General features: G+C 69.1%; 8 protein-coding genes and 1 riboswitch. Of the genes, 1 reads left to right on the forward strand and 7 read right to left on the reverse strand.

Features of this window, described 5'->3' with window-relative positions; translation table 11 throughout:
• Positions 1-4: 4 nt before the first annotated feature.
• The 5 genes from obgE to FDK12_RS09385 all read right to left on the reverse strand — a co-directional run bounded on the left by obgE (position 5) and on the right by FDK12_RS09385 (position 7,837).
• Positions 5-1,588 carry a GTPase ObgE gene (gene obgE / locus FDK12_RS09365; RefSeq protein WP_137369331.1) on the reverse strand — a complete coding sequence of 528 codons (1,584 nt, stop codon included), beginning with the start codon at positions 1,586-1,588 and terminating at the stop codon, positions 5-7.
• A gap of 127 nt (positions 1,589-1,715) precedes the next feature.
• Entirely contained in the window at positions 1,716-1,976 is a 261-nt protein-coding gene (rpmA, locus tag FDK12_RS09370) for a 50S ribosomal protein L27 (protein WP_028280075.1), read from the reverse strand.
• A 55-nt stretch (positions 1,977-2,031) separates the two neighbouring features.
• Positions 2,032-2,340, reverse strand: a complete 309-nt coding sequence (rplU, locus tag FDK12_RS09375; protein WP_087073581.1) for a 50S ribosomal protein L21 — start codon at positions 2,338-2,340, stop codon at positions 2,032-2,034.
• A 225-nt stretch (positions 2,341-2,565) separates the two neighbouring features.
• Positions 2,566-4,149 carry a bifunctional hydroxymethylpyrimidine kinase/phosphomethylpyrimidine kinase gene (locus FDK12_RS09380; protein WP_137369332.1) on the reverse strand — a complete coding sequence of 528 codons (1,584 nt, stop codon included), beginning with the start codon at positions 4,147-4,149 and terminating at the stop codon, positions 2,566-2,568.
• Positions 4,141-4,253, reverse strand: a riboswitch (TPP riboswitch). (Overlaps the previous gene by 9 nt.)
• A 155-nt stretch (positions 4,254-4,408) precedes the next feature.
• Positions 4,409-7,837, reverse strand: a complete 3,429-nt coding sequence (locus FDK12_RS09385; RefSeq protein ID WP_137369333.1) for an Rne/Rng family ribonuclease — start codon at positions 7,835-7,837, stop codon at positions 4,409-4,411.
• 484 nt (positions 7,838-8,321) lie between these two features.
• Here FDK12_RS09385 and FDK12_RS09390 point away from each other — a divergent pair, with 484 nt between their 5' ends.
• Positions 8,322-8,957: a vitamin K epoxide reductase family protein gene (locus FDK12_RS09390; protein ID WP_223263203.1), complete on the forward strand. Its 636-nt coding sequence runs from the start codon at positions 8,322-8,324 to the stop codon at positions 8,955-8,957.
• Positions 8,958-9,001: 44 nt separating this feature from the next.
• Here FDK12_RS09390 and dxs read toward each other — a convergent pair whose 3' ends face one another.
• Positions 9,002-10,975 carry a 1-deoxy-D-xylulose-5-phosphate synthase gene (dxs, locus tag FDK12_RS09395; protein ID WP_137369334.1) on the reverse strand — a complete coding sequence of 658 codons (1,974 nt, stop codon included), beginning with the start codon at positions 10,973-10,975 and terminating at the stop codon, positions 9,002-9,004.
• Between the two features lie 128 nt (positions 10,976-11,103).
• Positions 11,104-12,534 carry a class I SAM-dependent RNA methyltransferase gene (locus tag FDK12_RS09400; protein ID WP_137369335.1) on the reverse strand — a complete coding sequence of 477 codons (1,431 nt, stop codon included), beginning with the start codon at positions 12,532-12,534 and terminating at the stop codon, positions 11,104-11,106.
• Between the last annotated feature and the right edge of the window lie 6 nt (positions 12,535-12,540).

Genomic DNA, 12,540 nt, shown 5'->3' on the forward strand with positions numbered 1-12,540 from the left:
GCGCCTAGTCCTGGGACTCGGCGTCTGCTTCCTGCCGGGCAGGGGCAGTCCGCTTGCGGTTCTGCACGGACTCGGTCCAGATACCGGCCTTGCGGTCGGCCTCGAGGTCGGCCCGGGCAGCGGCCTTGGCGTCCTTCCGCTCCTGGTACTCCTCGCGCTTCTGCTCGCGCGTCGGCCGGATGTACTCGGCGAGGCGCAGATCCGAGCCACGCGGTCCGGCGAGCAGTTCGGCGCCACCCATCATCGTGGGCTCCCAGTCGAAGACGACGCCGTCACCCTCGCCGATCACCACGGTGTCGCCCGGCTTGGCTCCGGACTTGAAGAGCTGCTCCTCCACGCCGAGCTTCGCGAGGCGGTCCGCGAGATAGCCGACTGCCTCGTCATTGGTGAAGTCCGTCTGCTTGACCCAGCGCTCGGGCTTCTCGCCGAGGACACGGAACAGCGGCAGCGCGTCCTTCTCCTCGTTGCGGATCCGGAACGGGGCAGCGTTGACGCCGCGCGGCCGCAGGACGGGAGGCGCGACCTTCGGCGGTGCTGTCGCGACGGCCTTCCGGGCGTTCTCGACGATCTCGGCCATGGCGAAGCCGAGTTGGCGCAGCCCCTCGTGGCTGGACGCGGACACCTCGAACACACGGTAGCCGCGTGCTTCGAGCTCGGGGCGGACGAAGCCCGCCATGTCCTTGCCGTCGGGTACATCCACCTTGTTGAGGGCGACGAGCCGCGGGCGCTCGTTCAGGGGGACGACGTCGCCGTCGGGCCCAGCGAAACTCATGTCGACGGCGTACTTCTCCAGCTCGCGCTCGATGATCGCGAGGTCGTTGAGCGGATCACGGTCCGCTTCGAGGGCTGCACAGTCCAGGACGTGCACGAGGGCGGCGCAACGCTCCACATGGCGCAGGAAGTGGTGGCCGAGACCCTTGCCCTCGCTCGCGCCCTCGATGAGCCCTGGGACGTCGGCGATCGTGAATCGCGTCGATCCGGCCTCGACGACGCCGAGATTCGGCACGAGGGTCGTGAAGGGGTAGTCGGCGATCTTCGGCCTCGCAGCGGACATGGCTGCGATCAGGCTGGACTTGCCGGCGGACGGGAACCCCACGAGGGCGATGTCCGCGATGGACTTGAGTTCGAGGACGACGTCGCGCTCGTCGCCCGGGATGCCCAGCAGCGCGAATCCGGGAGCCTTGCGCTTCTGTGACGACAGCGCGGCATTGCCGAGACCGCCCTGACCGCCCGCGGCGACGACGAACTCGGTGCCGTCTCCCACGAGGTCGGCGAGCACCTCGCCGTCCTTCGTCTTGACGACGGTGCCGTCGGGCACGGGCAGGATGAGGGTCTCCCCGCTCTTGCCGCCGCGCCAGTCACCCATGCCGTTGCCGCCGTTCGTGGCGTGCCGGTGGGGGGCGTGGTGGTAATCGAGGAGTGTCGTCGTCTGGTGGTCGACGCGGAGGATGACGTCGCCGCCATCGCCGCCGTTGCCGCCGTCGGGCCCGCCGAGGGGCTTGAACTTCTCGCGGTGGACGGAGACGCAGCCGTGGCCACCGGTGCCTCCGGATACGTGCAGGACTACGCGGTCAACGAAGCTCGCCACGTCGGTCTCCTTCTACAAATGCTTCACTGTGCCGACCCTGGTCGGCTTAAAAGAAGGTGGGGCGAGCCGAAGAGGCTCACCCCACCCGAATGCTCGGTGCACGGTCAGTGCATGCTCAGCAGGCAGATTACTCTGCTGCCGCACCTACGATGTTGACGACCTTGCGTCCGCGGCGGGTACCGAATTCGACGGCACCTGCTTCGAGTGCGAACAGGGTGTCGTCGCCACCGCGGCCGACATTGGCGCCCGGGTGGAAGTGGGTGCCACGCTGGCGGACGATGATCTCGCCGGCCTTGACGACCTGGCCGCCGAAGCGCTTGACGCCGAGGTACTGTGCGTTCGAGTCGCGGCCGTTGCGAGTGGAGCTTGCGCCCTTCTTATGTGCCATGAGTTATGCCTGCCTTCGCTGAAGTGTCTGCTTGACCGATCGGAGCCCGGAGGGACTACGCGATACCTGTGATTTTGACGCGGGTCAGTTCCGAACGGTGACCCTGGCGCTTCTTGTAGCCGGTCTTGTTCTTGAACTTCTGAATGACAATCTTCGGTCCACGAAGATTCTCGACGATCTCGGCAGTGACGGTGACCTTCGCAAGGTCCTCCGCTGCGGAGGTGATCTTGGCGCCGTCTACCAGAAGGAGGGCGGGCAGCTTGAACGTGCTTCCTGCCTGACCGGTGACGCGGTCAAGGGTAACGAGGTCTCCTACAGAAACCTTTTCTTGGCGGCCGCCTGCGCGGACAATCGCGTACACCACTTGGGAACTCACTTCTCTCGACAATCTTGACTTCTGATGAAAAAACCTGGGTGCGCCCTGGCAGCAATCCTGGAGGTCGCCCTTCGTGCCGGATCCGCGCTGCGCGTCCACGACCGCCGCTGCCCTGGGGCTGCCGGTGTCGGTGGACATCATGCGCAATGTGGAATCCCTGCACAGTTGCCGCCGGACATGCCGGTTAACAGGCGAGTGCACCGAGGGTCCAGATTACGTCAGAACAGCGTCTTCCCGCAAATCAGCGGGCTCCCGGGTCGCGGCGGGCAGCCGCTGGACCCGGGGCGCGTCGAAGAAGTCCCGCTCGTAGGCTGCGGACCGGAGGAACGCCGCGAGCATGGCCTCCCGTTCGGCTGCCGAGCCGCGACGGTGCGCTTCGTCCGATATCTGCTTCGCACGCTCGGTGGCTGCCGCGAAGTCGGCGTCCGCATAGGTCGCGATCCAGTCCGCATACGGGTGCCGGGTATCGCTGCCCTCGAGCGGCGACCGCACCTGCTCCTGGATCCAGTCGCCGACGGCCGCATAGAGCCAGAAGCACGGCAGGACGGCCGCGACGAGCTCAGCGTAGGAACCACGGACGGCGGTGGCCGTCAGGTGATCGCAGTAGGCCCGCGTGGCGGGTCCGGCTTCGCCCTCGCCGAAGCGCAAGCCCGCCGCATCCAGCCAGGTCCTGTGCAGCTCTGCCTCGGTCCGGAGGCACGACGTCGCGGCCGACAACCAGAAGAGCTGCTCGTCGTCCGTCGGAGCCATGGCTGCAGTCCTGGCGAGCACACCGCAGTACTCGCGCAGGTACAGCGCGTCCTGCTGCAGGTAGTGGGCGAAGTCGGCGGTGGAGAGGCTGCCATCGGTCAGGGCGCGAACGAAGGGGAGGTCGAGGATGTGCCGACGGGTGGCTGTGCTCCGCCTCCATGCCAGGTCGGTGAATCGTTCGTGCGACCCCGTGCCGGCGGCGTGGAATGCGGAGTGGAAGTGGTGCACGGGTCCGCTGCCTGCACCCACCTCCAGGTGATCCGCCGCGCGCAGCGCTCCTTCCAGCCAGAACTTCGCCTCACGCACCGCGGCGGGCCAGTCCGACGTCACCGCGTATCGTGTGGCGATGGCTGAGGAGAGTGAGCAGCCTGTCCCGTGGGTGTTCGCCGTCGTTATCCGCACGCCGTCGAAGGCGACCGCGTCCGCAGGCCGCCCGGGCGGAAGGATGAGCGCGTCGGGGCACCGCTCCCCCGGCAGGTGCCCACCCTTCACCAGGACACGCGTATCCAGCAGTGCGGCAAGGACACTCCCCTGCTCCAGGGCATCGGACCACGACGTCGCCGGTTCGGCGCCGACCAGCACCGCCAGTTCGGGGACGTTGGGGGTGACCAGGGACGCCCGCCGGGCCAGGTCCACGACGGCGCGCACGGCGTCGTCGTCGAGCAGGCGGGCTCCGCTGGTCGCGACCATGACCGGATCCAGCACCACGACCGGCACGCGGACGTCGTCGAGCCACTCGGCGACCGCCCGGGCGACGTCCGCACTGCCGAGCATTCCGATCTTCACGGCATCGATGGCCACATCCTCGGCGACGGCGTCGAGCTGTTGACGGAGGAAGGCTACGGGCGGCGTGTGGACGGCCGACACGCCCTGCGTGTTCTGCGCCGTCAGGGCCGTCAGCACGGCCATCGCGTAGCCGCCGTTCGCGCTGATGCTCTTGATGTCGGCCTGGACGCCGGCCCCGCCGCTCGGATCAGAGCCGGCGATGCTGAGCACGTTCGGAATCCGCGAGCTGTTCTTCGTCCCCGGTGCACGGACAGTATCCATGGGTGACATCCCTCCGCTAGGCCACGGGCGCGTGCGCCCACTAGATCAGGTTCGACGGGTTTGATCTCAGCCCCGCATCCGGCAGGGCACCCCGTGTCACAGACAAGCCTATCCCAGCCGGACGGCCGCGCTCGGGAGCAGGGCAGGAGCAGGACGGGAGCAGGGTGGGAAGCTGCGGGGACACCGGAGGCCGGAGCCCTGACGGACTCCGGCCTCCGGGGTGGACGGGCATCGGACGATCGTCCGTGCCCGTCAGCGCCTACAGCTCCGAGGCGGGCACACCGACGCCGAAGATCAGCGGCTCGGCAGCGGCGGTTTCGGGCTTCCGCACGACGGGCTGACCCTTGGCGACGTGACGCGTCCCGGAAGGCTCGCCGGCGGCTCCCGCTCCCAGCGTCTCGATCGTCGTGTCCGCTGCGCCCTGCGCACTGCGTGCTACGCGGCGCGGACGGGAACGGCGGGCGGCTACGTCGGTGCGTGGAGGAACGACGGCGGATTCCTCCTCCGCACTGTCTCCGCCGGCGGTGGCCGGCGCTTCGGGCACTTCGTCCTCGCGTCCGGCATCATCCGCTGCGGGCCTCCTGTTGAAGGCCTCACTGAGGCTGTCGAGCGTCAGCCGCGTCGCCGGCTCGGCCTGACTGTCCTGCATCTCCGGCCGACGGCTGTCCGCGCGCGGCAGCGTCACGGTCTCACCGTTGATGGTCAGGACGGCTTCGGTCACCTGGACATCGGGCTCCGCGGTCGCCTGCTCGGCCGACTCCTCGTGGGCATGGTGGGTGGCGGCCGCGATGCTGGCGAGTGCGGCACGGGCCGCCTCCGCCTTGGCGGCCCGGTCCGGGCTCTCCGCCACCGGTGCCGGTGGCAGTGCGATGCCTTCATCCTGCTGCTGACCACCACGGCCCCGATTGCGCTTGCGCTCGCTCCGGGACGGCTTGTCCTGGCGCACCTGCTGCTGTGCCTCGGGGACGGTCGCGGAACGGCGGTGCTCGACGGGCTCCATGTGGGTGACGACGCCGCGTCCTGCGCAGTGCTCGCAATCCTCGCCGAAGACTTCGAGCAGGCCGGTACCCATGCGCTTCCTCGTCATCTGGACCAGGCCCAGCGAGGTCACCTCGGCGACCTGGTGCTTGGTCCGGTCCCGGCCGAGGCACTCGACGAGGCGGCGGAGCACGAGGTCCCGGTTGGCCTCGAGCACCATGTCGATGAAGTCGATGACGATGATCCCGCCGATGTCGCGGAGCCGCAGCTGGCGGACGACCTCTTCGGCCGCCTCGAGGTTGTTCTTCGTGACCGTCTCTTCGAGGTTGCCGCCACTACCCGTGAACTTGCCGGTGTTGACGTCGACGACGGTCATCGCCTCGGTGCGGTCGATCACGAGGGACCCACCCGACGGCAGGAAGACCTTGCGGTCCAGGGCCTTCGCAATCTGCTCGTCGATGCGCGATGCAGCGAAGATGTCCTCATCGCTCGTCCACTTCTCGAGCCTGCCGACGAGGTCCGGTGCCACGTACATGACGTAGGCCTCGATGGTGTCCCAGGCATCCTCTCCCGAGACGACGAGCTTCGAGAAGTCCTCGTTGAAGACGTCGCGCACCACCTTGATGGTGAGGTCGGGCTCGCCGTAGAGCAACTCGGGCGCAAGGGTCTTCGTGGAGCCGGCCTTGCGCTCGATCTCCTCCCACTGCGCCCGGAGGCGGTTGATGTCGTGCGTGAGCTCCTCCTCGCTGGCGCCCTCGGCCGCAGTACGGACGATCACACCGGCGTTCTCCGGCAGGCGGTCCTTGAGGATGCGCTTGAGGCGGTTCCGCTCGACGTCCGGCAGCTTGCGGGAAATGCCCGTCATGGATCCGCCGGGCACGTAGACCAGGTAGCGTCCGGGCAACGAGATCTGGCTCGTCAGCCGCGCCCCCTTGTGGCCCACCGGATCCTTCGTCACCTGCACGAGGACGGGATCGCCCGACTTCAGCGCGAGTTCGATACGCCGCGGCTGGCCGTCGAGGCCCGCGGCGTCCCAGTTGACCTCGCCTGCGTAGAGCACCGCATTCCGGCCTCGTCCGATGTCGACGAAGGCGGCCTCCATGCTGGGCAGCACGTTCTGCACCTTGCCGAGGTAGACGTTCCCGATCAGCGAATCCTGCTGCGTCTTGGAGACGAAGTGCTCCGCCAGGATCCCGTCCTCCAGCACGCCGATCTGGATCCTGTCATCGCGCTGTCGCACGATCATCTGGCGGTCCACCGACTCACGCCGGGCGAGGAACTCGGCCTCGGTGATGACCTGCCGGCGCCGACCCGTGTCGCGGGACTCGCGGCGGCGCTGCTTCTTGGCCTCGAGGCGCGTGGAGCCACGGACGCTCGTTACGCGGTCGGACACCGGCTCACTCGCCTGGCGGGGAGCGCGCACCCGTGTGACGGTGTTGGGGGGATCGTCGTCCTCGCCACCGGCCAACTCGAGATCCTGGTCTCCCCGGCGGCGTCGGCGGCGCCGTCGTGACGTGACACCAGCGCCCTCCTCGGGACCGTTCGGGCGGGGCTGCTCGTCCGTCCCCTCCGCCTCGACATCGTCCGTCACGTTCTGGCCGGCGTCGGTCCGGTTGCGACCACGGGTGCGGCGGCTGCGGCGGGAACGGCGGCCGGATTCCTCCGAAGCCTCCTCGTCGGAATCGTCCTCGACAGGCGGCGCGACCTTCACCGAGGGCACCGTGACGGCGCTCAGGTCGGGCGCGTGGAACAGCAGCGAAAGGGGTGATTCGGGTACGGCGAACGGATCGAAACGATTGTCGTCGACCGACGGCTCGCCGGTTGCGTCCTCCGGAGTCTCCTCCTCGGCGAGGGAGGCCGGCGCTTCAGGGCTGGTGTCCGGGCTCGCTGCCTCCGCGACTGCCGGTGCTGCTTCTGCGGAATCCTCTGCCTGCGCGGGCTCCGACGCCCTGCGGGAGCGACCCCTGGACGCGGTCCGGCGCGTGCGCGCGGGCTTCTGCTCGGCAGCCGGGTCGTTGGTATCGACCGCACCGGCGGTGTCGGCGGCGGGCTCTGCCGTGGCGTCCGCGGGGACGGATTCCGAGGAGGCGGGCGCAACGGCGTCGGACGCGACAGCACTGGGCGGGGCGACGCTGGCCGGGCCTGCCTCTGCCGTCGCAGCACGACGGCGCGTGCGGGGCGCACGGACAGGTGCGGATGATGCCGCGGCAACGGCAGTGGGCTCGACCGAGCCGGACTCGACGGCGGCGGACTCGACGGCGGCGGACTCGACCGAGCCGGACTCGACGGGGGCGGACTCGACGGCGGCGGGCTCGACGGTACTGGTGTGGACGGTGCCGGCCGGGCCTGCTTCGGCCGTCGCTGCGCGACGTCGTGCGCGCGGCGCCTTTGCCGGTGCGGCTGCCGGAGCAGGGCTCGCCGTCGCTGCCGCTGCCTGAGGATCATCCGGAATGGCTGCGGTCTCGGCATGCCCGCCATCCTCCGCGAAAACCGGCTTGCGGGCCCGCGTTGCCCGCTTGCGGACCGGCACCACGTCCAGGTCCGGTTCTGCCGTCGTTACCGGCGGGGTAGGAGGCGCTCCAGCCGGTGCGCTTGCGGTGCGGCGCTTCCCCGGTGCCTTCGCGGGAGCGGCCTGGCCCTGGCTGTCCTGGGCGATAGACGGTGCTTCCGTTACGTTCTGTTCGTTCCCCTGCTGTTCTGACTGATCCATGGGTACTCGCTCCAAGCCCCTGCGGCGCCGGCCACATTCCAGCGCCCTTCAGGGCGGTATGTCGGCCGGCCGCGGGCCCTTCGCCCGGCGGCTGACCGGAAGTCGTTGTCATATCGTCCGAGGTCACACCGTCTTGGGGGTGCGGAATCACTCGGAGACCAGTGGCGCTTTTCCAACTCAGCCGCCGTTGTCGACGGTGGGTCCCACGAGCGGATTCTGCCTACTTCCGCCGACGTGGCGGACTCGGTAGGACGGAAGCATCGCTCGCGGAACGGAAGCCTGTCACTGGACCGGCGTAGGAATGTGGTTCCCGCGCCAGCCTTCGCTATTGTCTCACACCGCCCTTCGAACGGGCCTCGCGACCCGGGCTAGACTCGCCGGGGAGGACCATCCGGAGTGACCCACCTCGTCGGACGGGTTCGCCTCGAAGTGATCTATCGGCGCACGGAGCCCAGAGGCAGCGCACGGCGGAAGGAGCATCGGCATGGACACCCGCAGGACGATGAACGCCTCCGACACGACGGACGCAGGTGGACCTGTTCACGGCCGGCGCATCGCGGTGAGGCTGCCCATCGTCCTCCTGGTCTCCGCGACGATCGGTTGGGCGGCGTCCGCTCAACTAGTGCTCGAGCGCCTCGCCCTGTACGCCGATCCGGACTACGTCACGACGTGCGATGTCAGTCCCTTGATCTCCTGCGGCGACGTGTTCCGGACAGCGCAGGCAAGTCTTCTCGGCTTCCCCAATCCGCTGATCGGGATCGTCGCGTTCGCCGTCGTCATCACGACGGCGATGGGGTTGCTCGCAGGCGCCCGGTTCGCCCGCTGGTACTGGCTCGGCCTCCAGGCCGGCGTGACAGCGGGCCTCTCCTTCGTCGCCTGGCTCTGGTTCCAGGCCCTCTTCGTGATCCACATCCTGTGTCTCTACTGCATCGCGGTCTGGGCAGTCATGCTCGTGGTCTTCGTCGGCGTGACCGCACACACCATGAGCACCGGCGTGCTGCCGGTAGGACCAAGGGCGCGCCGCGTCGCAGCTGAATGGTCGTGGGTCATCGCACTGCTGCTCATCCTGGCGATGGCCGTATCCGTGGTCGTGTCCTTCGCGGACGCCTTCACCGGCTGACCGACGGCATTCCGCGCCGCGCGGCGTGCGTGCTCCGGTGAGCCCTAGTGCTTGGGCAGTTGACCCGTGACCGGCGACTGGTCCCCGGCGATCGGGCGGGCAACCGGCACCTTCGTTCCGAGAACCTGGGCGACGACGTCGTGCGTGATCTTCTGGGCCGTCAGCCCGACGCGCTCGAGGACCTGGTTGCGCGTTCCGTGATCGAGGAACTCCACCGGAAGGCCGACCTCGTTGAGTGCAGTGTCGACGCCCGCCGTCCGCATCTCCTGCCGAATCCTGGATCCGACACCACCGGCGCGCACGCCGTCCTCGATGACGATCACGATGCGGTGCTCCGCGGCCAGGTCGATGACCGAGCGCCGGACCGGGAGGAGCCAGCGCGGATCGATGACGGTGGAGCTGATTCCCTGCGCTCCCAGCCGGTTCGAGACATCGAGGGCGAGCTCGCTCATGGCGCCGACACTGATGATCAGCACGTCGTTGTGGCGTGAACCGGCAGGCCTGCGAGACAGGACGTCGACGCCGTCGGCGAGCCGCTCGATCGCCTCGACCTCCGCTCCGACGGACCCCTTGGAATACCGGACGACGCTCGGGGCATCCGGGATGGCGACCGCCTCGCGCAATTCCTCACGCAGGCGGGAGGCATCACGGGGAGCAGCGAGGTGCAGGCCGGGAACGGCCTGCAGCATTGCGAGGTCCCACATGCCGTGGTGGCTGGCGCCGTCGGGCCCGGTCACGCCCGACCGGTCGAGTACGACCGTCACGCCCGCCCTGTGCAGGGCGACGTCCATGAGGAGCTGGTCGAACGCCCGGTTCAGGAAGGTGGCATACAGGGCGATCACCGGGTGCAGGCCGCCGAACGCCATGCCGGCGGCGCTCGTGAGTGCGTGCTGCTCGGCGATGCCGACGTCGAACACGCGGTCAGGGTGCCGGGCGGCGAAACGGTGCAGTCCGACGGGGATGAGCATCGCGCCGGTGATACCGACGATGTCGGGACGTTCGTCGGCGATGTCGGCGATCTCGTCCGCGAAGACGGACGTCCAGGACTCGTGCCCTGCGGCGCCCACGGGCTCGCCCGTCTCCGGGTCGATGATGCCCACCGCATGGAACTGGTCCGCCTCATGCGCGCGGGCCGGAGCATAGCCGTGGCCCTTCTCCGTGATCGCGTGCACGATCACCGGCCCCTCGTAGTTCCGGGCGAGGTGCAACGCCTGCTCGACGGCGGACTGATCGTGACCGTCCACCGGGCCCACGTACTTCATGCCGAGGTCCTCGAAGAGCCCCTGGGGCGCCCACCAGTCCTTGATGCCCTTCTTCATGGCGTGGAGGCTCTTGTAGCTGAACTCCCCGACCGCGCCGCCGTTCTGCATGCGGTGCTTCACCCAGTCCAGGGTGCGCTCGTAGACGCGGTGGGTGCGCACGGAATCGAGCGTCGGACGCAGTGAGGCGAGGTAGTCGGCCACGCCGCCGATCGTCGGAGCGTAGGAGCGGCCGTTGTCGTTGACCACGATGACGACGCGGCGCCGCTTGTCCGCCGCGATGTTGTTGAGCGCTTCCCAGGCCATCCCACCCGTCAGCGCACCGTCTCCGACGAGCACGACTGTGTAGCGGTCACCCTCGCCGTTGAGGACGCGGGCCCTGGAGATACCGTCCGCCCAGGAGAGTGAGGATGACGCGTGCGAACTCTCGACGACGTCGTGGACGGATTCCGCACGCGACGGGTAGCCCGACAGCCCGCCCTGCTGGCGCAGCGTGCTGAAGTCCTGCCGGCCGGTGACGAGCTTGTGCACATAGGACTGATGTCCCGTGTCGAAGATGATGCTGTCCCGCGGCGAATCGAAGACGCGATGAATGCCGAGAGTCAGCTCGACCACCCCGAGGTTGGGCCCCAGGTGCCCGCCCGTGCGCGAGACGTTGCCGACCAGGAAGGTGCGGATCTCCTGCGCGAGCGCTGTCAGTTGCGCAACGCTGAGCTTGCTCAGGTCCTGCGGGCCGCGGATTGTTTCCAAGAGTCCCATCGGCGCCTCCTCGATTCGTTCGGCATGGCGAGATCATCGCCCGAGATTCAGTTAACTCTAACGTTCGGGCTCGCTCGGCGGTGCCATTGACGGGCACGTCCGATGCGGGGAGGACCTCCCCCGACAGATCACGACGACGGCGGCACGAGCCGCGCGAAGGACTCCATGTGGTGGGTGTGCGGGTAGAGATCGAACACGCGCAGGGCGTCCAGGGACCACCCCGCCCCGAGGAAGTAACCGAGGTCGCGGGCGAACGATGCCGGATCGCAGGAGACGTAGCCGACGGCCCGTGGGCGCGTCTGGACGATCTGCCGGACGACCTTGCTGCCGGCGCCGGCCCGTGGTGGATCGAGCAGGACGGCGTCGAGCGGTTCGTTCCATCGCCCCAGGACGTCGTCCACGCGACCCTGGAGGATCGCCACGTGGTCCTGCCCATGAAGGTTCCGGCGGGCATCCCGGCTGGTGCCCGCGGACCCCTCGACCGACAGGACCGACCCGCCGGGCCCGACGGCGTGGGCGAGCGGCACCGTGAACAGGCCCGCGCCTGCGTAGAGGTCGGCGAACCTCTCTCCCGCGGCCGGCTGGAGGCCCTCGAGCACGGCGGTGACGAGGGCCTCCGGGGCACTTCGGTGGATCTGCCAGAAGCCCGCCCCCGTGACGCGGTAGTCGATACCCAGCACGGCCTCCTGGAGCCAGGTACGGCCCTTCAGCCGCTGAACCTGGCCGGACTCCGGGTCGAGCACGCCCACCGACGCACCCTCGATCGAGGACGCGACGCCCGCGACCCTGCGCGGCGTGGTCTTCGCACCCGGTACGAGCAGGACGAGGGGCTCTCCGCCACCGGAAGGTACGGCGACATCGACCCTCTCGATACCCGTGAAGTCGATGGTCCACAGTTTCAGGGCGTTGATCGCCGGTACGGCCAGGGGCATCTCTCGCACGGGGACGACGTCGTGCGAGCGGTGCAGGTGCATTGCCAGGCGCCCTGCGGCATCGACCGCGAAAGCGGCGCGGGTGCGCCACCCGAGTCCGTCGGGAGCTTCACTGGGCGCACCCTCGACGACCGCTTCCCTGTCCGTCGCAGCGAGGCGGGCCAGTTGTTCCGCGAAGATCGCTGCCTTGAGCCGGCGCTGCTCGTCGAGTGCGATATGTCCGAACTCCGCGCCGCCGACAGCGGAGCGGCCACGCGCGGCGGCACGCAGGGCATCGGCGGCGGCCCAGGGGTGCGCGACGCGGTGCGGGGAAGCCTGCAGGACCTCGACCGTATCGGCACGCCAGAACCGTGCGCCCTCATCGGTCTCCGTGAAGCGGACCCGCACCACTTCGCCCGGCAACGCGTGCCTCACGAAGACCACGCGGCCCTCGTGGCGAGCCACGAAGTGCCCCCCGTGCGCAGCGCGCTCGATCGTCAGTTCGGCCGTCAGTTCGGCCGTCAGTTCGGCGGTCGGCTCGGCAGCCGGGTCGGCGATCGGCTCCGCGGTCGGCTCGAACGAGCCTGCAGGACCGTTCGCCCCCACGCCTGCGGTCGCGGGAGCAGTGGTGGGTACGGCGTCCGTCATGGGTTT

Origin of the sequence: Arthrobacter sp. NamB2, assembly GCF_005281365.1 — a bacterium.
Classification (GTDB): Bacteria; Actinomycetota; Actinomycetes; order Actinomycetales; family Micrococcaceae; genus Arthrobacter_D.